The following is a 22425-nucleotide window of genomic DNA, read 5'->3' as shown; positions in this document are numbered from 1 at the left end:
CGCTTCGTTGGAGTGACGTTCGCTCTATCCGGGGCGCTTATCAACTCGATAAGCACATGATTCTGAATGATAATCGGAGCCGTCGATGCAGGGCATGAGCGAGCGCCAGTACGCCGCCCATGTCGGCCTGTCGCGGGGCGCGATCCAGAAAGCGAAGACGGCCGAGCGCCTGGTTCTCTATCCCGACGGCAGCATCAACGCGGCCGCCAGCGACGCCCGACGTGCCGAGACGACGGACCCGTCGAAGACGAGAAAGCCGCCCGCGCCGAAGCTGAAACCCGTTCCAGAGGCGGCAGTGGCGGCCGTCGGCGACACGCTCCGCGAACAGGGTCTGGCGGTTCCCGCCGTCGGCGGCGGCACGACCTTCCTGCAGGCGAAGACCGCGAACGAGGTGCTGAAGGCGCAGGAGCGGCGCATCCGGCTCCAGAAGCTGAAGGGGGAGTTGATCGAGCGGGCCCGCGCGCTGGCGCTGGTGTTCCGGCTGGCGCGGGAGGAACGGGACGCGTGGGTGAACTGGCCTGCACGCGCGGCGGCGCTGATGGCGGCCGAGCTCTCGGCCTCGTGCAGCGACGCGACGGGCCAGCAGATCACTGTGGAGCCAGCCGCGATGCAGAAGGTGCTGGAGAAACATGTACGCGCCCACCTCGACGAACTCGCCGAGGTCCGGCCCGACTTTCGGTGATGATGATGGCCTGACGGACTTCGACGGCGCGGGCGAGATCCTGCGCGCCTGGGGCAACGGGCTGCGGCCCGACCCGGACCTGACTGTCTCGGAATGGGCGGACCGGCACCGGATGCTCTCGGGCCGCGCCTCGGCCGAACCCGGGCGGTATCGCACGTTGCGCACGCCCTACATGCGCGAGATCATGGACCGGCTGTCGCCCGGCGATCCCACGCAGCGGATCGTGTTCATGAAGGCCGCGCAGGTCGGCGCGACGGAAGCCGGAAACAACTGGATTGGGTTCGCGATCCACCAGGCGCCGGGTCCGATGCTGGCGGTCCAGCCCACGGTGGAACTGGCCAAGCGGAACTCGCGGCAGCGGATCGACCCGCTGATCGACGAGAGCCCCGAGCTGCGGGAGCGGGTGAAGCCCGCGCGATCCCGCGACGCGGGTAACACGATGCTGTCGAAGGAGTTCGCGGGCGGCATCCTGATCATGACCGGCGCGAACTCGGCGGTCGGGCTGCGCTCGACCCCGGCGCGCTACATCTTCCTCGACGAGGTCGACGCCTATCCTGCCTCGGCCGACGAGGAAGGCGATCCGGTCACGCTGGCCGAGGCGCGGTCGCTGACCTTCGCCCACCGGCGCAAGGTTCTGCTGGTCTCGACCCCGACCATCCGGGGGCTGAGCCGGATCGAACGAGAATACGAGGCCAGCGACCAGCGGCGGTTCTTCGTGCCGTGCCCGCATTGTGGCCACGCGCAATGGCTGAAGTTCGACCGGCTGCGCTGGCAGAAGGGCCGCCCGGAGACGGCGGAATATCACTGCGAGGGCTGCGAGAGGCCCATCGCGGAGCACCACAAGACGGCGATGCTGGAGGGTGGCGAATGGCGGGCGACCGCCTCGGCCGCCGATCCGACCACGGTCGGGTATCACCTCTCGGCGCTCTATTCGCCGATCGGCTGGCTGAGCTGGGAGCGGATCGTGCGGGCATGGGACGCGGCACAGGGGTCGGACGAGGCGATCAAGGCCTTCCGCAACACGATCCTCGGCGAGACATGGGTCGAGACCGGCGAAGCCCCGGACTGGCAGCGGCTCTATGACCGGCGCGAGCGCTGGACATCCGGCACGGTGCCTGCGGGCGGGCTGTTCCTGAGCGCTGGAGCCGACGTTCAGAAGGACCGGATCGAGGTCGATGTCTGGGCCTGGGGTCGCGGACTGGAAAGCTGGCTCGTCGACCATGTCGTGATCGAGGGCGGGCCGGATCGGCATGACGCCTGGTCGGAGCTGACCGCGCTGCTGGACCGGTCCTGGCCACACGAACGCGGCGCGCATCTCAGGATCGCGCGGCTCGCCATCGACACCGGCTACGAGGCTCCGGCCGTCTATTCCTGGTCGCGGGCGCAGGGGTTCGCGCAGGTGTCGCCGGTCAAGGGCGTCGAGGGGTTCAACCGCTCGAGCCCGGTCTCGGGCCCGACCTTCGTGGACGCGACCGAGGGCGGCAAGCGTTTGCGGCGCGGCGCGCGGCTCTGGACGGTCGCGGTGTCGACCTTCAAAGCCGAGACCTACCGCTTCCTGCGGCTGGGGCGGCCGACCGATGAGGAGATGGCCGACGGTGCCGCATTCCCGCCCGGCTCGGTGCACCTGCCGCACTGGGTCGAGAACGAATGGCTGAAGCAGTTCGTGGCCGAGCAGCTGGTGACGGTGCGCACGAAACGCGGCTTCGCCCGGCTGGAATGGCAGAAGCTCCGCGAGCGCAACGAGGCGCTGGATTGCCGGGTCTATGCCCGCGCCGCCGCCTGGATCGCGGGCGCGGATCGCTGGCCCGATGAGAAATGGCGCGACCTCGAGGATCAGCTCGGGGCCGCGCCCACCGACACCGATCCCGCCGGGCAGATCAACCGGCCGGGACAGGCCCCGCAGGGCAAGCGCCGCTCCGACTGGCTCGGGCGGCGCGGAGGATGGTTCTGAACATGACGGACTGGACGGAAACCGAACTCTCGGCGCTGCGCAGGGCCTATGCCAGCGGCACGACCCGGGTGAGCTATGACGGCAAGTCCGTCGACTACGGTTCGGCTGACGACTTGCTGGCGCGCATCCGCACCATCGAGCGCGCCATCGCAGGCACCACCCGGCCGCTGCCCGTGGCCGGGCTCGCGGGCTTCAGCCGCGGGGATCGCTGATGTCGGCGACCTGGTTCGATCACGCCATCGCCATTGTGGCGCCGCGCATGGCTGCGCGCCGCGTGATGGCGCGTCAGGCCTTCGAGACCCTGACGCGGGGCTATGACGGGGCCGCGCGCGGGCGACGGACCGAGGGCTGGCGCGCGCCGGGATCCTCCGCCGACACCGAGATCGGCGTGGCCGGGGCGCTCCTGCGCGACCGGATGCGGGATCTGGTGCGCAACAACCCGCATGCGGCCAAGGCCGTGGCGGTGCTGGTGAACAACATCATCGGCGCGGGCATCATGCCGCGCGCCGCCAGTGGGGACGACACGCTCGACCGCAAGGTCGACGCACTCTTCGAACGCTGGACGGCGGACTGCGACGCCGATGGCCAGCTCGACTTCTACGGCCTGCAGACGCTGATCTGCCGCGAGATGGTCGAGGCGGGCGAGGTACTGGTGCGGCGCCGCCTGCGGCGGGCGAGCGACGGCCTGCCGGTGCCGCTGCAACTGCAGGTGCTGGAGGCAGACTTCCTCGACGGCACCAAATCCGGCGCGCTCGGCGCGGGACGCCTTGTGCAGGGGATCGAGTTCGATCCGGTCGGCAAGCGTCGCGCCTATTGGCTGCACGCCGAGCACCCGGGCGACGCCTACGGGGCCTTGCAGAACGGTCTGCAGAGCCGCCCGGTCCCGGCGACCGAGATCGCCCATGTCTACGAGAAGCAGCGCACGCAGGCCCGCGGCGTTCCCTGGGGTGCGCCGGTGATCCGCAGCTTGCGCGATCTCGACGACTACGAGGTCGCCGAGCTGGTCCGCAAGAAGACCGAGGCCTGCGTCACCGCCATCGTGTTCGGCGACGACGAGGCGCAGCAGGGTATCGCGCCCTCGGTAGTCGACGCCGATGGCAACCGGGTCGAGCAGTTCGAACCGGGGCTGATCGCCTATGCGCGCGGCGGCAAGGACATCCGGTTCAACCAGCCCTCGGCCACAGGCGGCTACGGCGAATACAAGCGGGCGAGCCTGCACACGATCTCGGCCGGGTTCCGCGTGCCTTACGAGCTGCTGACCGGCGATCTCAGCCAGGTCAACTATTCCTCGATCCGGGCGGGGCTCGTGGAGTTCCGCCGCCAGATCGACGCGGTGCAGTGGCAGCTGTTCATCCCGATGTTCTGCGCACCGGTCTGGCGCTGGTTCACGGAAGCCGCATGGGCGGCGGGCCAGATCCCGTCGCCGACCGTGCCGGTCGAATGGTCGCCGCCGAAGTTCGAGGCGGTCGATCCGCAGAAGGACGCGATGGCGAACCTGCTGTCGATCCGGTCCGGCACCATGACGCTGGCCGAGGTGATCGCCCGGCAGGGCCGGAACCCCGACGCCGTGCTGGCCGAGATCGCGGCCACGAACGCCAAGCTCGACGCGCTGGGGCTGGTCCTCGACAGCGACCCGCGGCGCGTCACGAAAACCGGCAGCGCGCAGACCGGCGATCCGGCGACCGATCCCGCCGCCGACGCACCGGATACCGACGACTCCTCCGCCGACGCGGAAACCGACCCGGCGCAGGCCGACCAACAGGACTGACCCAATGGACACGATGATCGAACTGCCGGCCATGCGCCGGTCGGCGGAGCTTGCGCCGAACACGGCCGATGCCGACAGCCGCACCGTAGAGGTGGTCTGGTCGGCCGGGGCCCGCGTCCGCCGCGCCACCTTCTTCGGCGAGCCCTATGACGAGGAACTGAGCCTCGACCCCGCCCATGTCCGGCTCGACCGGCTGAACGCGGGCGCGCCGTTCCTGAAGGTGCACGAGCTCGACACGCTCGATGCTGTGATCGGCTCGGTCGTTCCGGGCTCGGCCCGGATCGAGAACGGCCGGGGCATCGCCTTGGTGCGGATCAGCGAGCGTGCCGATGTCGAGCCGATCTGGCGTGACATCCAGGCCGGACACATCCGGGCGGTCTCCATCGGCTACCAGGTCCACCGCTTCGAGGTCTCGAAACCCGAGGCCGCCCGCGAACTCTGGCGCGCGGTCGACTGGACCCCCTTCGAGGTCTCCGCCGTCGCGGTCGGCGCCGATCCCGCTGCGGGCTTCCGCGCCCAGCATCCCCTTCACGACTGCGTCCTCCACCGCCGGGACGCCCCTTCCACCACGAAAGGACCGATCCCGATGACGGACAAGACCGAAACCCCGGCGCTCGACGCCGCGACCCCCGCCACCACCCAGCTGACCGAGCCGGTCGAAACCGAGGACACCACCATGACCGAGCCCAAACCGGCTGCGCCCGACCCGAAGGTCGCGGCCAGCGAGACGCGCAGCCAGCCGAAGCCGCAGGCAACTCCCGCGCCCGACACCGAGGCGGTCGCCACCCGCGCCCGCGAAGCCGAGCGCGATCGCGTCTCCACCATCTACGATCTGGCCGGGCGGCTGAACCTGGAACGCGGCTTCGCCGAGGACCTGGTGAAGCGCGGCGTCAGCGTCGACGAGTCCCGCCGCCTGATCCTCGACCAGGTCGCCGCGAAGTCGGACGAGACCCGGACTTTCCCGCATGTCTCCGTCCCCCTCGGCGGCCGGGACGAGCGGATCACCCGCCGCGATGCTGTGGCGAACGCGCTCCTGCACCGCTACAGCCCGACGCTGTTCCAGCTGGAGGACGCCGCGCGCCAGTATCGCGGCATGACCCTTCTGGAGCTTGCCCGCGAAAGCCTCGGCAATGCCGGCGTCAACACGCGCGGCCTCTCGCGCGACGAGGTGGCGACGCGGGCCCTGCATTCGACTTCGGACTTCCCCGAGATCCTCTCGGCGGTCACCAACAAGACCCTGCGCCAGGCCTATGAGGCCTATCCCCGCACCTTCATGCTGTTCTGCCGCCAGGTGCTCGCCACCGACTTCAAGGCGATGCATCGGGTGCAGCTCGGCGAAGCGCCGCAACTGCTGGAGGTGGGCGAGAGCGGCGAGTTCAAGCGCGGGACGCTCGGCGAGAGCAAGGAGAGCTACAAGGTCAAGACCTATGGCCGGGTGGTTGCGATCACCCGCCAGACACTGATCAACGACGATCTCGACGCCTTCACCCGGATCCCGGCGATGTACGGCAATTCCATCGCCCAGCTGGAGTCGGACGTGGTCTGGGGCATCATCACCGCCAACCCGGCCATGGCCGACGGCAACGCGCTGTTCCACACCACGCACAAGAACCTCGCGGGCACCGGCGCGGCGCTCGACGTGAGCAGCGTGGGTGCGGCCCGCGCGGCGATGGCCAAGCAGACGGGGCTCGACAAGAAGACGGTGTTGAACGTCCGCCCCGCTTTCCTGATCGTGCCCGCATCGCTGGAACTGAAGGCCGAGCAGCTGGTTGCCCAGAACCTCGTGCCCGCCGCGACCTCCAGCGTGGTGCCGCAGTCGATCCGCACGCTCGCGCCGATCAGCGAGCCGCGGCTCGACGCCGCCAGCGAGACCGCCTGGTACCTGGCGGCCAGCCCGAACCAGATCGACACCATCGAGTACGCCTATCTCGAGGGCCAGCAGGGCGCCTACATCGAGACGCGCAACGGCTTCGACGTCGATGGCGTCGAGATCAAGTGCCGCCTCGACTTCGGCGCCAAGGCGATCGACTGGCGCGGTCTCTACAAGAACCCGGGCGCGTAACCCGCACCCCATGCTGAACCCTGACATGCGGGCGGTCCAATCGGGCCGCCCTTCGTCTTTCCACGAGGATCCCGATCATGAAAAACTACGTCCAGCCCGGCAACACCATCACCCTGACCGCGCCCTATGCCGTCGCCTCCGGCGATGGCCTGCTCGTCGGCTCCATCTTCGGCATCGCGGCCGGGGACGCCGCCCTCGGCGAGAGCGTCGAGACCGCGCTCGTCGGCGTCTTCGACATCACCAAGGTCGGCTCGCAGGCGTGGACCGTCGGCGCCAAGGTCTATTGGGATGACACCAACAAGCGCTGCACGACGGTTGCCACCGACAACACCCTCATCGGCGCGGCCGTCGCGGCCGTGGCCAGCGGCGCGGGCGACACCATCGGCCGGGTGCGCCTGAACGCGACGTTCTGATGAGCGCCTTCGCCGCCGCCGTGGGCGCGCTCTTCGCCGATCCGAGCATTGGCCGGGACGCGATCTACATCGCCGACGGCGGCGCGCCCGTTCTGGTGCGTGCCGTCGCCCGGCGTGCCGATGCCGTCACCGACTTCGGCGATGCGCGGCTCTGGTCCGAAACCACCCTGATCGACCTGCGCGTGGCCGAGGTGGCGAACCCACGCCCCGGCGACCGCATCGAGATCGACGGCGAGGCCTTCCTCATCCAGGGCGAGCCTGTCCGCGACCGCGAGCGGCTGGTCTGGACCGTCGATCTGCGCCCGGCGTGACCGCGATGGAACTGAAGCTCGACATCGATCCCGACATCGTCGCGATGATGCAAGCGGAGGTGGCGGCGGGCGAACGCGCGGTGACGGCCGCCATGCGTGAGGCCGGGACCGGGCTGAAGGCCGCGTGGCGCTTGCAGGTCACCGGCGCAGGGCTTGGCACACGCCTCGCCAACACGATCCGCAGCCAGACGTTTCCGAAGTCTGGCGAGAGCCTCGACGCTGCCGCGCTGGTCTGGTCGCAAGCGCCGGTCATCGTCGGTGCCCACGACACCGGCCCGCTGATCCGCTCCAAGAACGGGTTCTGGCTGGCCATCCCGCTACCCGCCGCAGGGAAATCCCTGCGCGGCGGCCGGATCACCCCAGGCGAATGGGAACGGCGACGCGGGCTGCGCCTGCGCTTCGTCTATCGCCGCACCGGCCCGAGCCTGCTGGTGGCGGAGGGGCGACTGAACACGAAGGGTCAGGCGGTGGTGTCGCGCTCGAAGACCGGGCGCGGCAAGGTCACCGCGCCGATCTTCCTGCTTGTGCCGCAGGTGAAACTGCCGAAGCGGCTGGACCTCGCGCGGGATGCAGACCGGGCGCTGGAAAGCGTGCCGGGGCTGATCGTGGCGAGTTGGGTCGACGCGAAGCTGTCGTAAGCGGTGTCTTGGATTACCGTCAGGTGAAGAGTGCGGGAACCTGTACTTCGCGGTTCACATGCAGCGAGAAGACATCCGGTCGAGCATAGTGACCGCTCGCATCGAACTTGCGGCGGGATGCCCTCGCATTGGCGATGTCGATCTCGGCAAAGAGGATGCCTTTCTCCTTGCGCATCGGCCCCGCGACTATGCCGCCAAACGGGGCGTAGACAACGGCGTCGCCCTGGTTCACCCATTCGTCCTTGTTCGGGAACAACTCGTCGCGATACGGGATGTCATCGGGAATGTCCGCCGCTTCCAGCGCCGTGGCACACCCGATCACCCAGCATCCGCCTTCGCGCGCGATGTGCTGCATCGTTGCCAGCCACGTGTCCCCGCTGTCCCAAGTCGGCGCCACGTAGATTTCGATGTTCTGGGCATAGAGGGCATAGCGTGCGAGCGGCATGTAGTTTTCCCAGCAGATAAGGGTTCCCACACGTCCGACCGCTGTTTCGACAACGTTCAAGCCTGACCCATCTCCGAAGCCCCAGATCATGCGTTCGGGGTTGGTGGGCATCAGCTTTCGGTGATTGTTCACGATGCGGCCGTCTGCGTCGATGATCGCACAGCTGTTGAACAGGGTGCTGCCGCTGACCGCGCCGTCAATTTCCTGATAACCGACGACGACGACGACCCCATGCTCCCTTGCTGCCTCTTGCAGGGGAGCGAGCCCATTTCTGCTGCGATCCACTGAATTGGACTGCGAGAGGGCGTAAAGCGCATCCGTCTTGGCCATGCCCGCGCCGGGCGCAAGTCGCCAGACGAACGTCGGATATCCGGGAAGCCAGGTCTCGGGAAAGACGACAAGGCGCGCGCCTTTGGGCGCGGCTTGCGCGATCAGGTCGACCGCGCGTTCCATCGACGCATTCAGGTTCAGATAGACGGGTGGTTCCTGGACGACGGCAACTTTCATCATTTGCTTGGGCTTTCGAGGAAGGCCTTCCGACCTTGTGAGACGTGAGAGCATCAGGAATGGGCAGCAGGGCCACGAACATTCGCAGTCGGGAGACGCGCCGACGTTATGCGCGACAAGTCTACACGCCGACGATCCTTCACATTGTCAGGCGCGCGAACCGCTCAGTGGATGGCCGTCACGACGTGAGCCCGAATGCGCCCGGACGCGGCGCCAGAGCCGAACTTTCTTGCGACAGCTTCGGCTGCGCTATCGACCACAGCATCGAGGCGCCCTGCGTCGCGGGCTTCGATTTCGCCGCGCAACGGCGTGCCCTTGCAGATGCCGATTGCGGGGCCTTGCGGGGACAGGGCGTCGCTTCGTTTGTCGAGGGTCTCGATTGTGACATCGTCAAAGCCAGCCTTGAGGAGGTCTTCGCGGATGACGGCGATGTCGTGGTAACCATGAGGTGTCCGCGAGAAGAACTTGGGCGGATCTTCCGGGAATGCCTCCGCCACCGCCTGAACCACGGTGGCTGCGATCTCGTTCGCTTCCAGCACATCCCACACGCTGAAGATCAGCGCACCGCCCGGACGAAGCACGCGATGCGCCTCTGCAAAGCCGGCGACACGATCCGGAAAGAACATGACGCCGAACTGGCAGAGGACGACATCGACGCTGGCATCGCCCACCGGAAGCGCAAGCGCATCGGCTTGCGCCCATCGGATGCGCCCGTCATTTGGCTGGCGCGTCTGCGCATAGTCGATCATCGCCTGATTGAGGTCTGTCGCGATGTAGCGGGCAGTCGTGGCGAGCAGCGGCGCAAGCGTCCGCGTGACAACCCCAGTCCCGGCCGCAGTTTCCAGAATATCCTCGGGAGCGCGGGCCGCGACACGCCCGGCAAGATCGTCGGCGTATGGCTGGAAGATCAGGGGGACGAGGAAAGTATCGTATGTTTCCGGGATGGCACCCGAAAACAGGACGTCGGTCGTTGACATGATGATATCCAAAGGCGCGGACAAGATGCGCCAAGAATTGTATTCTAGCATGTCTACCCGGCTTGCGGTGGAAATAAGCGAGTGGGTGAATACGACGGCCTCCAGTACCACCTGAACGCCCTCGCGACCGCCCGTTCCGAGCAAGGCGCCGCTACCAGCCACCTGTGACCGGCCGCATCGGCACCGCGAATCGCGGCGGCTTCATCCAGATGCGGCTGCACTTCGCCAGGCCACCGCAGGCGATCCACTGGCGCGGGACTCGTCGTACGGGAAAACCAACAGCGCTAACGAGTGCATCTGTGCAAGGCCAGGTTCTACAGATCCCGCCGATAGAATGCACAGCTGTGCGCCGCGTTCATGTCGCGGTGGTCTGATGTCCGTTGCCGGTATTGAAACAACAGATGCCAACGCCCCGAGAAACCATCCTCGCCGCGCTTCATGCGCGGCTCTCGGCGCTGCCCGCCACCGCCCTGCGCGGAGAGGTGCTGCCCGAGCGTGTCCCGGCCGAAGGACTGCTGATCCTGCGCGACGGCGAGCCGGGCGAGCCGGAGGTGACTCTGTCACCGCTCACGTACCACTACCAGCACCGCGCCGAGATCGAGGCGGTCGTGCAGGGCGCCGACCGTGATGCGGCCTTCGACACGCTGTGCGCCAGCATCGCTACGGCAATCGCGGCCAACCGCACGCTGGGCGGGCTCTGCGACTGGGTCGAGGCGGAGGCGCCGCGCCCGGTCGATCTGCCGGTCGAGGGCGCGGCGAGCCTGAAGGCCGCCGTGATCCCGGTCGTGCTGCACTATTCCACGGCCGACCAACTGGCCTGACCCCGACAACCCGAGGAGAACACCATGGCACGAGCCCAGGGGGCGCGGGCGCTGATGGCGCTTGCGTTCGAGACGACCTACGGAACGCCGCCCGCCAGCGGCTTCACCCGCATGCCCTTCGCCAGCACCTCGCTCGGTGCGGAGCAGCCGCTGCTGAACTCTGAACTCCTTGGCTACGGCCGCGATCCGCTGGCGCCGATCAAGGACGCGGTGACGGCGGACGGCGATGTCGTGGTGCCGCTCGACGCCGAAGCCTTCGGTTTCTGGCTGAAGGCGGCCTTCGGCACGCCCACGACCACGGGAGCAGAAGCGCCCTACACCCACGAGTTCCAGTCGGGGTCCTGGACGCTGCCCAGCATGTCGATCGAGACCGGCATGCCGGAGGTGCCCCGCTATGCGATGTATTCCGGCTGCGTCCTCGACCAGATCACCTGGCAGATGCAGCGCTCGGGGCTCCTGACCGCCACAGCTCGGCTGGTGGCGCAGGGCGAGACCGTGGGGACGACGACCAGCGCGGGGACGCCTGTCGCGCTGGAGCTGAAGCGCTTCGGGCACTTTAACGGGGCGATCAGCCGAAATGGCACGGCGCTCGGCAACGTCGTCTCGGCCGAGATCACCTACGCCAACAACCTCGACCGGATCGAGACCATCCGCTCGGACGGCCGCATCGACGGGGCCGACCCGTCCATCGCGGCGCTGACCGGTCGGATCGAGGTCCGCTTCGCCGACCAGACGCTGGTAAGCCAAGCGATCAATGGCGAGGCTTGCGAGATGGAATTCGCCTATGTCCTGCCCTCGGGCGAGAGCTTCACCTTCACGGTGCACGCCGTCTACCTGCCGCGCCCGCGCATCGAGATTTCCGGGCCGCAGGGCGTTCAGGCCACTTTCGACTGGCAGGCCGCGCGGGACAGCGTCGTCGGCCGGATGTGCACCGCAACCCTGATCAACGACATAGAGGTTTATTGAGGATGCTGACGCTCGACCTGACGAATGAACCGCGCTGGCTCGACCTGGCACCCGGCGTGCGGGTGCAGCTCCGCCCGCTGACCACGGCGCTGATGGTGTCAACGCGCAGCGACCCGGCCGTGGAGGCCGTGCCCGAGGACGCCTCCGACGAGGAACGCGCGGTGGCCTTCGCCAAGGCGCTGGCCCGCCGCGCCGTGCTCGCCTGGGACGGCATCGGCGACGCCGACGGCAACCCCATCGATCCGAGCCCCGAGGCCATCGACGCGCTGCTCGATGTCTGGCCGATCTTCGAGGCCTTCCAGCTGACCTTCGTCTCGAAGGGCCTGCTGCTGGAACAGGAAAAAAACGCCTCCGCGCTCTCGCCGAATGGTCCTTCGGCGGGGGCGAACGCTACTGCCAAGCCTGCGCACCCTACGAGGGCCGCGAGCAAGCCTGCCCGGATTGCCCGGCGCGGCTGAACCGTCCGGATACACCGGAGGGTTGGCAGGTCTGGGACCTGGTCGGCCGCCTCGGAGGCCAGCTGCGTGTGCTGCCCGGCACGGTGATCGGCTGGGACATGTCGGCGGCACTGGCGCTCGGTGACGCCCTCGGCGTGCCGCCGCTCGCCATGGCCGAACTGCTGCCTGTTATCGAAGCGGTGATGGTCACCAAACTCAACGAACAGATGGATCACTCCCATGGCGGAAAAACGGGTTAGCGTCCGCCTCGCAGCCGTGGGCGGACGGCAGGTGCGCGCCGAACTGGAAGGCGTGGGCGAAGCCGGATCGCGCGGCTTCGGACGGCTCAGCCGCGAGATGGAGGCGGCGAACGCGCGCCTTGCGGCCTTCTCGCGGCGGGTCCGGGTCGCGGCGGCCGCCGCCGTGGCAGCCGCAGCAGCCGCTGGCGTGGCGATGGTCCGCTCCGGCCTGCAGACGGTCGATGCGCAGGCCAAGCTCGCGCAATCCCTCGGGACCACCGTCGCCTCGATCCAGACGCTGGAGCGTGCGGGCGAGCTGGCGGGCGTGTCCATGTCCGGCATCGAGCAGGCCACGAAGGATCTGACGCGCCGTCTGAGCCAGGCAGCCGCAGGGACCGGCCCCGCCGCCGACGCGCTCGACAGGCTGGGGCTGTCCGCCACTGACCTGATCGCCTTGCCGCTGGACCAGCGCGTCGGCGCAATCAACGCGGCGATCGAGAGCTTCGTGCCTGCCGCCGAACGCGCGGCGGTCGCGGGCCAGCTCTTCGGCGAGGAAGGCTCCATCGCGATGTCGCGGATCGACACCGCGACGCTGCGCCAGGCGACCGAGGACGTGCTCGCTTTCGGTGTCGTCGTATCCGAGCAGGATGCCGACCAGATCGAGCGCACGAACGATGCCATCTCCCGGCTCGGGCTAATCTGGCGCGGGCTGTCGAACCAGCTCGCGGTCGCGGCGGCTCCGGCGCTGGAGACCGTCGCCGACGCCATGGCGGCGGTCGCCAGCCGCACCGGCCCGCTGGGCATCGCGATCCGCGGTCTCTTCGACAACATCGGCCGCCTGACCACCTATGCCGCCACCTTCGCGGCCTTCCTTGCGGGACGCTGGGTCGCCGGCATGGTGGCTGCAGCGCTCTCCGTCCGTGGTCTCGCCACAGCGCTTGTTGTGCTGCGCGGCGCGCTGATCCGTACCGGCATTGGGGCGCTGATCGTCGGCGCGGGCGAGCTCGTCTATCAGTTCACCCGCTTGGTCTCCGGCGCGGGTGGGTTCGGCGAGGCGATGTCGCTGCTGAAGGACCTCGCGGTCGAGGTCTGGGAGCGGATCAGGATGGGCGCCGCTGCAGCGGGTGCGGCCGCCACGGCGATGTTCTTCGACCTCAAGGCCGACGCCGCATCGGGCATGCAGAGCGCCATAGCGAGCGTGGTGGGCTTCGGCAACACCGCCGCGAACACCTTCGAGGGCGCCTACGAGGCGATCAAGGCGATCTGGGGCCTGCTGCCCGCCGCCATCGGCGATCTCGCGTTCCAGGCGGCCAACAGCCTGGTCGACGGCGTCGAGGCGATGTTGAACGGCGTGGTTTCGCGCATCAACGGTTTCATCGGCGGCATCAACCAGGGGCTGGAAGCCCTCGGGTCGGAGCGGCGCATCTCGCTGGTGCCCGACCTCGACCTCGGCGAGATTGAGAACCGCTTCGAGGGCGCGGCGACGGCGGCGACCACCGCAGCTCAGACGGCCTTCGACCGGGCCTTCGAGGACAATCCGCTCACCGCGCCCGATCTCGGCCTGACCGAGGCGGCGAACCGCGCGCTTGAGTCCGCGAACATCTATCGCGGGGCCGCGCGCGATCTGGCCGAGGGCGCCCGCGCTCCACTGGAAAGCTGGCAGGCGCTGCGCGATGCGGTGCGCGGCACCGACGAGGCCAGTGCCGATGCGCTGACCGAGGCCACTGGTGCTGCCGAGCGGCTGGAGACGGCGCTTGGCGATGCCGACCGCGCCGCGACCGGTGCAGGCGCGGCGGCCGGAGCTGCTGCTGCCGCAGCAGAACCCGCGACCGAGGCTGCCGTCACCGGCTGGCAGGCGGTCACGGCGGCGCTTTCGGACTACGCCAGCAAGGCGCGCGAGATCGGCGGCGACATCGGCCAGAGTCTCGTCGGCGCCTTCCAGTCGGCCGAGAACGCGGTCGGCGATTTCGTTCGGACCGGCAAGCTGAACTTCCGCGATCTCGTCACCTCGCTGCTGGCCGATCTCGCCCAGCTCGCGGCGCGGCGATTTATCCTCGGGCCGATCGCCAATGCTCTTTCGGGCGTGTTCGCCGGTGCGGGCGGGATCATCGCCAACGTCCTGCATGCGGGCGGGATGGTCGGATCGGCCGGCCCCTCGCGCTTGGTTCCGGCCATGGCCTTCGCCGCCGCGCCCCGGATGCATGGCGGCGGCATGGCGGGCCTCCGCCACGACGAGGTGCCCGCGATCCTGCAACGCGGGGAACGCGTGCTGTCGCGGAAAGAGGCGCAGAGCTACGGCGCGGGCGGCGGCGTCAACGTCACCATTATGGCGCGTGACGCCGAGAGCTTCCGGCAGTCCCGCACACAGGTCGCCGCCGACATCGCTCGGGCGGTCTCGCTCGGGCGGAGGGGCATGTGAGTGCGACCCCGCAAGTGGGAACCGGTTGCGGGGGCCAGAGCACGAACCAAGGAGAAACTTCATGGCGTTCCACGAGGTCCGGTTTCCCGACAACATCAGCCGCGGGGCGCGGGGCGGGCCGGAGCGGCGCACGCAGATCGTCGAACTCGCCTCGGGCGACGAGGAACGCAACGCCAGCTGGGCGAACTCGCGCCGTCGCTACGATGTCGCCTACGGCATCCGCCGCGCCGACGATCTGGCGGCGGTGGTCGCCTTCTTCGAGGCCCGGAACGGTCGCCTCCATGGCTTCCGCTTCAAGGACTGGGGCGACCACAAGTCCTGCCTGCCTTCGGGCACGCCGTCGCCCACCGACCAGGCGATCGGCACCGGCGATGGCGCGACGACCGCCTTCCAGCTGGTGAAGCGCTACGCCTCGGGCGCGCAATCCTGGACGCGCGCCATCGCGAAGCCGGTGGCGGGCAGCGTGCGCATCGCGCTGTCGGGCGTCGAGCAGCCCTCCGGCTGGTCGGTCGACACCACGACCGGCGTCGTCACCTTCAGCGCCGCGCCGGGCGCTGGCGTCGCGATCACCGCCGGGTTCGAGTTCGACGTGCCGGTCCGCTTCGACGCCGACGCGCTCGACGTGACGCTCGACCTCGAGCGGCTCGGCTCGATCACTTCCATTCCACTTCTGGAGATCCGGCGATGAACGACGAGACCGGCTTCATCGCATCCGTCCTGCGGGATCTGGCAACGTCCACGGTGGTTATCCTCGCTGCCTGGGGCGCGCTGGGCGGCGCCACAAACGCGCTGACCACGAGGATGCGCCTGCGCGACGCGATCCGGCACATCCTGCTCGGCGGGCTGATCGCGGCCGGGATGGGCAGCCTCTCAATGGCCGTGATCACCGCCTGGCTCAGCCTTCCGCCCGAGGCGATCCCTGCGGGCGGGGCGGCGGGCTCGGCGGCCTATCTCGTGGGCGTCTTCGGGCCGGCCTTCATCGAGATGCTGCTCGCCCGCCTGCGCCGCGCCAACGAAGGCGGCGACGATGAATGAGCTTCTCCGCCTCGCGCGCTCTCTTCGCTGCGACCCTGCCGATCCCCGGCAGGCCTTCCGCCACCGCTTGGCGGTAGGCCTTGTCGTCGCGGCGCTGATCCTGATCCTCTCGCTTCTTCGGTAATATCCCATGCGCATGACCGACCGGGGCCTGCTGGCCCTCGTCCGGCACGAGGGAATCGTGCCCGGACCCTATCTCGATGTGAAACAGGTCTGGACCTTCGGCATCGGCCACACGGCCGCGGCCGGGCCGCCCGATCCGGCCAGCATGCTGCGAGGCATGCCCGCTGATCTGGACGCCGGGATCCGAGAAGCGTTCCGGATCTTCCGCGCCGATCTTGCGCGCTACGAGGCTGCCGTCCTGCGCGCCGTGAAGGTTCCGCTGGCGGCGCATGAGTTCGATGCACTGGTCAGCTTCCACTACAACACCGGCGGCATCGCCAAGGCTGCACTGACCCGGCACCTCAATGCCGGCAATCGCGTTGCAGCCGCCGACGCGTTTCAGAACTGGCGGCGACCGGCCTCGATCATCCCGCGCCGGGAAGCCGAGCGCGACCTGTTCCGACATGGCCGCTATCCCGGCGGCACGATCCCGGTCTGGTCCGTGGACCGCACGGGGCGCGTGGACTTCTCGCGGCCGATCCGTCGCCTGACCGAGGATGAGGCTCTGGCCTTGGCTCGCGGGCCGTCGCCGACGCTGCCGGTCCTCGATCCTGCGCCCGACGCGCCGACCGGCTGGCTCGTTCGGCTGGCCGCTTTCTTCTCCACTCTGATCCGGAGGGCCTGACCCATGCGCTACGTCCGACCCAACTCGCTCACCTGGTGGGCGGGGTTGCTCGCCATGCTCACCGGCATCGCGTCGCTCGCGCTGCCCGCCACCGGGCCGTTCGGGGAACTGTCCCGCCTCGTCGCGATGCTTGCCGGCTCGGGCGACGCCTCGCCGGCGGGGCTCATGTTCCTCGGTCTGGGCCTGATCGGCCTGCGCGACCGGATCGAGCGCGGGTTCCGCGGCGATGCTTGAGTTCCTCGCAGGTCTGGTCGTTGGCGGCTGCCTTGGCGTGCTGATCGTCGCCCTCTGCGTCGCCGCCGCGCACGGGGAGCGGGACGATGGCTGAGTTCCTGATCTGGCTGGTCGTGGCTCTGGGCGCGGTCGGAGGTGTCGTCCTCGGCCGGGTCTGGGGGCGTGTGGAAGGCGAACGCGCTGGCAAACGGGAGGCGGAACGCGATGCCATGGAAGACAAGAACAACCGTGTCGAGCGCGGGCGCGACGCGGTTCGCGATGGCCGCGGCGCTGGCGATCCTGCTGACCGGCTGCGCCGCAACGATGGGAACTGGTGACGCCGGCTGTGCCTCCTATGCCGAGGCGAGGCTCGCCCGGCCGGCTGCCGATACCGTCGCGGAGGCTCCGCCGGTCTGGGCGGACTGGATCGCCGATCTCGATGACCGAATGACGGGAACCTGCCGATGAAATCCCTCTTGCCCGCCCTGCAAGCCCATCTCGACGACGGCACGACCACGCTCGCCTGGTGCTGGCGGATCACCCGCGCCGACGGTGCGAGTTTCGGCTTCACCGACCACGACCGGACGCTCGCCTTCGACGGGACGGACTTCGAGCCCGAGAGCGGGCTGACGGCCTCCGAGGTGCGCTCCGGGTCGGACCTGTCCGTCGATGCGCAAGATGCCGAGGGCGTGCTGACCTCGGACCGCATAACCGAGACCGACATCCTCGACGGCCGCTGGGACAACGCGGAGGTCGAGGTCTGGCGGGTGAACTGGGCCGACCCGGGCCAGCGCGTCCTGATGCGGCGCGGCGCCATCGGTCAGATCCGGCGCGGGCGGCTCGCCTTCGTCGCCGAGGTCCGCTCGCTCGCGCATGTGCTCGGCCAGACGGTCGGGCGGACCTTCCAGGCAACCTGTGACGCCGCGCTCGGCGATGCGCGCTGCGGCGTCGATCTCGAGAACCCGGCGTTCAAAGGCGCGGGCGCCGTGATCGATCTTCTGCGCGACCGGGCCTTCACCGCGTCCGGGCTCGGCGGCTTCGCCTCTGGCTGGTTCACCTTCGGCACGTTGGACTGGACGAGTGGCGCGAACGCGGGACGGCGCACCGAGGTGCTGGGCCATGACCTCACGGATGGCATCGCCGTGCTGACGCTGCTCGAGGCGCCGGTGCGCGCGATCGCCGAGGGTGACGGCTTCACCATTCGCGCGGGCTGCGACAAGCGGATGGAGACCTGCGGGGCGAAGTTCACGAACACCGCCAACTTCCGCGGGTTCCCGCACATCCCCGGCCAGGACGCCGTGCTCCGCTACGCCACGAAGGACGGCGGCCACGAAGGGTCCGTGCTGTGAACGCCGATCCGAAGCGCGTCATCGCCATCGCACGCTCCTGGCTCGGCACGCCGTATCACGACCAGGCGAGCCTGCGCGGTGTCGGCTGCGACTGCCTCGGGCTGGCCCGGGGCGTCTGGCGCGAGGTGGTGGGGCCGGAACCGTTCCCGATCCCGCCTTACAGCCGCGACTGGGGCGAGACCGGGCCGCGCGAGGTTCTGGCCGAGGGCGCGCGGCGCATGATGATCGAGGCGCCTCCCGTAGAGTCCGGCCCGGGCGCGCTGGTCCTCTTCCGCATGAAGCCCCGGGCCATCGCCAAGCATGTCGGGATATTGACGAGCCCCGACTCCTTCCTCCACGCCTACGAGCGGCTCGGCGTGATCGAGGAACCGCTCACCTCATCCTGGCGGCGGCGCATCGCCTTCGCCTTCCTGTTCCCGCAACGCTGAGACCCCGACATGGCAACGCTTGTTCTCGGCGCGGCCGGCGCCGCCATTGGCGGGTCGATCGGCGGCGCGATCCTCGGCGTGAGCGCCGCGACCATCGGCGGCTTCGTGGGCTCCACCATCGGCTCGGTGGTCGACAGCTGGATCGTGTCCTCGCTCGCGCCGACCCAGCGGATCGAGGGGCCGCGGCTCGACAGCCTTCGGATCACGTCCTCCACCGAGGGCGCCGTCATCCCACGAGTCTACGGGCGCATGCGCATGGGCGGCAACATCATCTGGGCAACCGATTTCCGCGAAGAGACGAAGACCACCACGCAGGGCGGCGGCAAGGGCGGCGGGGGCGGAAAGGTGAAGACGACCGAGTATCTGTACTATGCGAGCTTCGCCGTCGCCTTGTGCGAGGGCCCGATCACCGGCATCGGCCGCATCTGGGCCGACGGCAAGCCGATGGACCTCTCCGGCGTCACCTGGCGCTGGTATCCCGGCGACGAGGCGCAGACGGCGGACCCATTCATCGCGGCGAATATGGGCGCGGCCAGCACGCCCGCCCATCGCGGCACGGCCTATGTGGTCTTCGAGGAGCTGGCGCTCTCGACCTATGGCAACCGGCTGCCGCAGCTCTCGTTCGAGGTATTCCGCCCGCTCGCCGATCCCGACACCGCCGAGGGGCTGACCCGCGCCGTCACCATGATCCCGGCCTCCGGCGAGTTCACTTATGCGACGCAGGCCATCCGCAAGACCGATGGCGGCGCGACGGTGCCCGAGAACCTGAACGCTCTGGCCGACTCCACGGACATGGTGGAGGCGCTGGACCGGCTGCAGGCGATGGCGCCTGCGATCGAGAGCGTAAGCCTCGTGGTGGCGTGGTTCGGCGACGATCTGCGCGCGGGATCGTGCAAGGTGCGACCGGGCGTCGAGGTGTCGGCCAAATCGACCACGCCCGCCAGCTGGTCGGTGAACGGCGTCAGCCGCGCCAATGCCTTCCTCGTCAGCCGCGACGACCTGGACCGCCCCGTCTATGGCGGCACGCCGTCCGACTTCGCCGTCGTGCAGGCGATCCAGGAGATGAAGGCGCGCGGGCTCCGGGTCACCTTCTACCCGTTCATCCTGATGGACGTGCCGCCCGGTAACAGCCTGCCGAACCCGTATTCCGACAACGCCGCGGAGACCGGTCAGCCCGCATTCCCCTGGCGGGGCCGGATCACCTGTTCGCCTGCGGCGGGGTTCGCAGGGACCGTGGACAAGACCGCCACGGCGGGCGCGCAGGTCGCGGCGCTGTTCGGCGCGGCCACGCCTGCCAGCTTCAGCGTTTCGGGTCAGTCGGTTTCGTGGACCGGCGCGCCCGGCGACTGGGGTCTTCGGCGCATGGTGCTGCACTACGCCCATCTCTGTGCGGCGGCGGGCGGCGTGGACGCCTTCCTGATCGGCACCGAGATGCCGGGGCTGACCACGATCCGCTCGGGCGCCAGCACCTATCCCACCGTGCAGGCGTATCGGGATCTGCTCGCGGATGTGCGCTCGATTCTCGGGTCGGGGACCAAGATCGGCTATGCGGCCGACTGGTCGGAGTATTTCGGGCACCAGCCGGGCGACGGCAGCGGTGATGTGTTCTTCCACCTCGACCCGCTCTGGGCCGATGCGAACACCGACTTCATCGGCATCGACAATTACATGCCGCTCTCGGACTGGCGGGACGGCTTCGAGCATGCGGACGCGGCCGAGGGCTGGCCCGCGATCCATGACCGGACCTACCTGCAGGGGAACATCGCGGGCGGCGAAGGCTTCGACTGGTTCTACGCCAGCGCGGCCGACCGCTCCGCGCAGGTCCGTACCCCGATCGCCGATGGCGCCGCCAGCAAGCCGTGGGTGTTCCGCTACAAGGATCTGCGCGCCTGGTGGTCGAACGCGCATTACGACCGCCCGGGTGGGGTGGAGAGCGCGACCCCGACAGCATGGGCGCCGCAGTCGAAGCCGATCTGGTTCACCGAGCTCGGCTGTCCGGCCATCGACCGGGGCACCAACCAGCCCAACGTCTTCTTCGACCCGAAGTCGTCGGAGAGCTTCACGCCGCACTTCTCGCGCGGTTGGCGCGATGACGCGATCCAGCGCGCCTATCTCGAGGCGACATATCTCTGGTGGGGCGAGGCCGCGAACAACCCGGTCTCGTCAGTATACGGCGGCCGCATGGTGCACGTCCCCGAATGCGCTGCCTGGACATGGGACGCGCGGCCGTATCCGTTCTTTCCGGCGCTGACCGACGTCTGGACCGACGGCGCGAACTGGCGGCTCGGCCACTGGCTGACCGGGCGGCTCGGGGCGGTGTCGCTCGCGGCTCTGGTCCGGCACCTCTGTCTGCGCGCTGGTCTGCCCGAAGCCCGCATCGACGTCACCGGTCTCTGGGGCGCTGTCGAGGGCTACGCCATCACGGCGCTGGAAAGCCCGCGCGCCTCGATCACCACGCTGTCGCGCCACTTCGGCTTCGACGCGGTGGAGACCGAGGGCGTGATCCGCTTCGTGATGCGCGGGCGGGCGTCGGTCGCCACCCTCGCGCCCGACGATCTGGTTGCGGCCCGCGAGGGCGACGTGCTGGAGCTGACGCGCGGCCAGGAGACGGAACTGCCGCAGGCGCTGAAATGGCAGGTCGCCCGCGCCGACGAGGATTACGACGCGGCCCTCGTCGAGGCGCGGCGCATCACCGTGGACACGACCCGGATCGCCTCCGAGTCCTTTCCGATGGCCGTGCCGCCCGAGGAGGCCGAGCGGCGCTGCCGCCGCGCCCTGATGGAGGCGTGGGTGGGGCGCGAGACGGCGGCGTTCCGTCTGCCGCCCTCGCGGCTCGCGCTCGATCCTGCCGACGCGATCCGGCTCCAGCACGATGGGCGGCTGGTCGATCTGCGGCTGATCTCCATCGCCGATGCCGAGGCGCGCGGCATCGAGGCGGTGCGCCAGAACCGCGCGACCTATGATCTGCCGCCTGGCGATCCCCGCGCGGCGTCACTGACGCGGGCGGTTGTGTTCGGCGCGCCGGATGCGGTGCTGATGGACCTGCCGCAGCTGACCGAGGACCAGCCCGCGCATCGGCCGATGGTCGCCGCGCATGCGGTTCCCTGGCCGGGCGAGATGGCGGTGTTCCGCAGCCCCTCGACCGATGGCTTCGAGCTGCTGACGATATTTGGCGGCCGGGCCCGGATCGGGACACTGGTCTCGGACTTCTTCGCGGGGCCCACCTCGCGCTTTGACCTCGGCAATGCGCTTGTGGTCGATCTGCTGACCGGCACGCTGGAGAGCGTCACTGACCTGACCCTCTTCGGCGGGGCGAACGCGCTGGCCATCGAGAGCGCGCCCGGCGTCTGGGAGATCGTGCAGGCGGGCGCGGCCGAGTTGCTCGCGCCCGGCCGGTATCGGCTGACCCGGCTCTTACGCGGCCAGCGCGGGACCGAGGGCGCCATGGGCAACCCCGTGCCGGCGGGCGCGCGAGTCGTCATGCTGGACACTGCGCTGGCGTCACTGCCCATCGCGGAGGCCGATCTCGGCATCCCGTGGAACTGGCGCATCGGCCCCGCAAGCCGCCTGGTCAGCCACGAGACCTATGTCGCGCAGGCCTTCACGCCCGAGGGCGTCGGACTGCGGCCGTTCTCCGTCGCCCATGTCGAACAGCCGTGGCGCACGCCCCGCACGCCCGGCGATCTGACCATCAGCTGGACGCGGAGGTCGCGTGCACTCTCGGCAGACAGTTGGGGCGGGCTTGAGGTGCCGCTGGCCGAGGAGCTCGAGGCCTACGAGGTCGAGATCCTCGACGGCCCTGCTGTGAAGCGGGTGCTGAGCACAGCCACCACCAGCGCGGTCTACACCGCCGCCCAGCAGACCGCCGACTGGGGTGCGCCGCACGGCCCCGGCGACACGCTCACCATCCGCATTCACCAGCTCTCCGCCCTCGTGGGGCGGGGCGCGTCCAAGACCGCCACGCTGATACTCTGAAG

The 22425-nt window shown here is 69.3% G+C and carries 23 protein-coding genes; 21 read left to right on the top strand and 2 right to left on the bottom strand.

Translation table 11 applies throughout. The features are described from left to right. The first annotated feature begins 85 nt into the window (after positions 1-85). The 8 genes from H8B03_RS07015 (at position 86) to H8B03_RS06980 (ending at position 7825) form a co-directional block, all read left to right on the top strand. Positions 86-682 carry a hypothetical protein gene (locus H8B03_RS07015; protein ID WP_028030847.1) on the top strand — a complete coding sequence of 199 codons (597 nt, stop codon included), beginning with the start codon at positions 86-88 and terminating at the stop codon, positions 680-682. After that, positions 630-2633, top strand: a complete 2004-nt coding sequence (locus tag H8B03_RS07010; RefSeq protein ID WP_193141011.1) for a phage terminase large subunit family protein — start codon at positions 630-632, stop codon at positions 2631-2633. Before H8B03_RS07015 ends, H8B03_RS07010 begins: the two co-directional genes overlap by 53 nt. Positions 2634-2635: 2 nt before the next feature. After that, positions 2636-2845, top strand: coding sequence for a phage head-tail joining protein (locus tag H8B03_RS07005; RefSeq protein WP_193141010.1), 210 nt, complete (start codon positions 2636-2638; stop codon positions 2843-2845). Then, the gene (locus H8B03_RS07000; protein WP_193141009.1) at positions 2845-4401 is read left to right on the top strand and encodes a phage portal protein; all 1557 of its coding nucleotides are present in this window, start codon (positions 2845-2847) and stop codon (positions 4399-4401) included. The genes H8B03_RS07005 and H8B03_RS07000 overlap by 1 nt, the downstream gene beginning before the upstream one ends. 4 nt (positions 4402-4405) lie before the next feature. Continuing rightward, entirely contained in the window at positions 4406-6463 is a 2058-nt protein-coding gene (locus H8B03_RS06995) for a prohead protease/major capsid protein fusion protein (protein WP_193141008.1), read from the top strand. 77 nt (positions 6464-6540) lie between these two features. Next, the gene (locus tag H8B03_RS06990; RefSeq protein WP_193141007.1) at positions 6541-6876 is read left to right on the top strand and encodes a DUF2190 family protein; all 336 of its coding nucleotides are present in this window, start codon (positions 6541-6543) and stop codon (positions 6874-6876) included. Then, complete coding sequence (locus H8B03_RS06985) at positions 6876-7187, top strand: hypothetical protein (protein WP_193141006.1); 312 nt, start codon at positions 6876-6878, stop codon at positions 7185-7187. The genes H8B03_RS06990 and H8B03_RS06985 overlap by 1 nt, the downstream gene beginning before the upstream one ends. A gap of 5 nt (positions 7188-7192) precedes the next feature. Beyond that, positions 7193-7825: a DUF6441 family protein gene (locus H8B03_RS06980; protein ID WP_193141005.1), complete on the top strand. Its 633-nt coding sequence runs from the start codon at positions 7193-7195 to the stop codon at positions 7823-7825. 19 nt (positions 7826-7844) lie between these two features. Here H8B03_RS06980 and H8B03_RS06975 read toward each other — a convergent pair whose 3' ends face one another. Then, positions 7845-8780: a carbon-nitrogen hydrolase family protein gene (locus H8B03_RS06975; RefSeq protein ID WP_193141004.1), complete on the bottom strand. Its 936-nt coding sequence runs from the start codon at positions 8778-8780 to the stop codon at positions 7845-7847. A 161-nt stretch (positions 8781-8941) separates the two neighbouring features. After that, positions 8942-9754: a class I SAM-dependent methyltransferase gene (locus tag H8B03_RS06970; protein WP_193141003.1), complete on the bottom strand. Its 813-nt coding sequence runs from the start codon at positions 9752-9754 to the stop codon at positions 8942-8944. A 401-nt stretch (positions 9755-10155) separates the two neighbouring features. Here H8B03_RS06970 and H8B03_RS06965 point away from each other — a divergent pair, with 401 nt between their 5' ends. From H8B03_RS06965 to H8B03_RS06905, 13 genes are all read left to right on the top strand, one after another. Then, positions 10156-10575 (top strand): acyl-CoA transferase, encoded by a 420-nt coding sequence (locus H8B03_RS06965; RefSeq protein WP_193141002.1) that lies wholly within the window; start codon positions 10156-10158, stop codon positions 10573-10575. Positions 10576-10599: 24 nt separating this feature from the next. Next, positions 10600-11541 (top strand): phage tail tube protein, encoded by a 942-nt coding sequence (locus tag H8B03_RS06960; protein ID WP_193141001.1) that lies wholly within the window; start codon positions 10600-10602, stop codon positions 11539-11541. A gap of 2 nt (positions 11542-11543) precedes the next feature. Further along, complete coding sequence (locus H8B03_RS06955; RefSeq protein WP_193141000.1) at positions 11544-11999, top strand: hypothetical protein; 456 nt, start codon at positions 11544-11546, stop codon at positions 11997-11999. Between the two features lie 68 nt (positions 12000-12067). Next, positions 12068-12238, top strand: a complete 171-nt coding sequence (locus H8B03_RS06950) for a hypothetical protein (RefSeq protein WP_226925800.1) — start codon at positions 12068-12070, stop codon at positions 12236-12238. Further along, on the top strand, positions 12219-14636 hold the full coding sequence (locus H8B03_RS06945; RefSeq protein WP_193140999.1) for a phage tail tape measure C-terminal domain-containing protein: 2418 nt from the start codon (positions 12219-12221) through the stop codon (positions 14634-14636). The genes H8B03_RS06950 and H8B03_RS06945 overlap by 20 nt, the downstream gene beginning before the upstream one ends. Positions 14637-14697: 61 nt before the next feature. Next, complete coding sequence (locus H8B03_RS06940) at positions 14698-15324, top strand: DUF2460 domain-containing protein (RefSeq protein WP_193140998.1); 627 nt, start codon at positions 14698-14700, stop codon at positions 15322-15324. Then, positions 15321-15671, top strand: coding sequence for a hypothetical protein (locus H8B03_RS06935; protein ID WP_193140997.1), 351 nt, complete (start codon positions 15321-15323; stop codon positions 15669-15671). The genes H8B03_RS06940 and H8B03_RS06935 overlap by 4 nt, the downstream gene beginning before the upstream one ends. Before the next feature lie 130 nt (positions 15672-15801). Then, positions 15802-16458 (top strand): lysozyme, encoded by a 657-nt coding sequence (locus tag H8B03_RS06930; protein WP_193140996.1) that lies wholly within the window; start codon positions 15802-15804, stop codon positions 16456-16458. Between the two features lie 3 nt (positions 16459-16461). Next, positions 16462-16692: a hypothetical protein gene (locus H8B03_RS06925; RefSeq protein WP_193140995.1), complete on the top strand. Its 231-nt coding sequence runs from the start codon at positions 16462-16464 to the stop codon at positions 16690-16692. A gap of 86 nt (positions 16693-16778) precedes the next feature. Next, complete coding sequence (locus H8B03_RS06920; protein ID WP_193140994.1) at positions 16779-17009, top strand: hypothetical protein; 231 nt, start codon at positions 16779-16781, stop codon at positions 17007-17009. Between the two features lie 126 nt (positions 17010-17135). Beyond that, positions 17136-18020, top strand: coding sequence for a DUF2163 domain-containing protein (locus H8B03_RS06915; RefSeq protein WP_193140993.1), 885 nt, complete (start codon positions 17136-17138; stop codon positions 18018-18020). Further along, positions 18017-18448, top strand: a complete 432-nt coding sequence (locus H8B03_RS06910) for an NlpC/P60 family protein (RefSeq protein ID WP_193140992.1) — start codon at positions 18017-18019, stop codon at positions 18446-18448. Before H8B03_RS06915 ends, H8B03_RS06910 begins: the two co-directional genes overlap by 4 nt. 9 nt (positions 18449-18457) lie before the next feature. Continuing rightward, positions 18458-22423, top strand: coding sequence for a glycoside hydrolase TIM-barrel-like domain-containing protein (locus H8B03_RS06905; RefSeq protein ID WP_193140991.1), 3966 nt, complete (start codon positions 18458-18460; stop codon positions 22421-22423). Positions 22424-22425: the final 2 nt, after the last annotated feature.

This window comes from Meridianimarinicoccus sp. MJW13 (assembly GCF_014901205.1).
GTDB lineage: Bacteria > Pseudomonadota > Alphaproteobacteria > Rhodobacterales > Rhodobacteraceae > Meridianimarinicoccus.
The sequence above is the reverse complement of the archived record's forward strand: the minus strand, read 5'-3'. Positions and strand labels throughout refer to the sequence as shown.

Bases quoted from the DNA above. Each gene is read 5' to 3' on its own strand.
- H8B03_RS07015 (WP_028030847.1), top strand. From the start codon at position 86: ATGCAGGGCATGAGCGAGCGCCAGTACGCCGCCCATGTCGGCCTGTCG.
- H8B03_RS07010 (WP_193141011.1), top strand. From the start codon at position 630: ATGTACGCGCCCACCTCGACGAACTCGCCGAGGTCCGGCCCGACTTTC.
- H8B03_RS07005 (WP_193141010.1), top strand. From the start codon at position 2,636: ATGACGGACTGGACGGAAACCGAACTCTCGGCGCTGCGCAGGGCCTAT.
- H8B03_RS07000 (WP_193141009.1), top strand. From the start codon at position 2,845: ATGTCGGCGACCTGGTTCGATCACGCCATCGCCATTGTGGCGCCGCGC.
- H8B03_RS06995 (WP_193141008.1), top strand. From the start codon at position 4,406: ATGGACACGATGATCGAACTGCCGGCCATGCGCCGGTCGGCGGAGCTT.
- H8B03_RS06990 (WP_193141007.1), top strand. From the start codon at position 6,541: ATGAAAAACTACGTCCAGCCCGGCAACACCATCACCCTGACCGCGCCC.
- H8B03_RS06985 (WP_193141006.1), top strand. From the start codon at position 6,876: ATGAGCGCCTTCGCCGCCGCCGTGGGCGCGCTCTTCGCCGATCCGAGC.
- H8B03_RS06980 (WP_193141005.1), top strand. From the start codon at position 7,193: ATGGAACTGAAGCTCGACATCGATCCCGACATCGTCGCGATGATGCAA.
- H8B03_RS06975 (WP_193141004.1), bottom strand. From the start codon at position 8,780: ATGATGAAAGTTGCCGTCGTCCAGGAACCACCCGTCTATCTGAACCTG.
- H8B03_RS06970 (WP_193141003.1), bottom strand. From the start codon at position 9,754: ATGTCAACGACCGACGTCCTGTTTTCGGGTGCCATCCCGGAAACATAC.
- H8B03_RS06965 (WP_193141002.1), top strand. From the start codon at position 10,156: ATGCCAACGCCCCGAGAAACCATCCTCGCCGCGCTTCATGCGCGGCTC.
- H8B03_RS06960 (WP_193141001.1), top strand. From the start codon at position 10,600: ATGGCACGAGCCCAGGGGGCGCGGGCGCTGATGGCGCTTGCGTTCGAG.
- H8B03_RS06955 (WP_193141000.1), top strand. From the start codon at position 11,544: ATGCTGACGCTCGACCTGACGAATGAACCGCGCTGGCTCGACCTGGCA.
- H8B03_RS06945 (WP_193140999.1), top strand. From the start codon at position 12,219: ATGGCGGAAAAACGGGTTAGCGTCCGCCTCGCAGCCGTGGGCGGACGG.
- H8B03_RS06940 (WP_193140998.1), top strand. From the start codon at position 14,698: ATGGCGTTCCACGAGGTCCGGTTTCCCGACAACATCAGCCGCGGGGCG.
- H8B03_RS06935 (WP_193140997.1), top strand. From the start codon at position 15,321: ATGAACGACGAGACCGGCTTCATCGCATCCGTCCTGCGGGATCTGGCA.
- H8B03_RS06930 (WP_193140996.1), top strand. From the start codon at position 15,802: ATGCGCATGACCGACCGGGGCCTGCTGGCCCTCGTCCGGCACGAGGGA.
- H8B03_RS06925 (WP_193140995.1), top strand. From the start codon at position 16,462: ATGCGCTACGTCCGACCCAACTCGCTCACCTGGTGGGCGGGGTTGCTC.
- H8B03_RS06920 (WP_193140994.1), top strand. From the start codon at position 16,779: ATGGCTGAGTTCCTGATCTGGCTGGTCGTGGCTCTGGGCGCGGTCGGA.
- H8B03_RS06915 (WP_193140993.1), top strand. From the start codon at position 17,136: ATGAAATCCCTCTTGCCCGCCCTGCAAGCCCATCTCGACGACGGCACG.
- H8B03_RS06905 (WP_193140991.1), top strand. From the start codon at position 18,458: ATGGCAACGCTTGTTCTCGGCGCGGCCGGCGCCGCCATTGGCGGGTCG.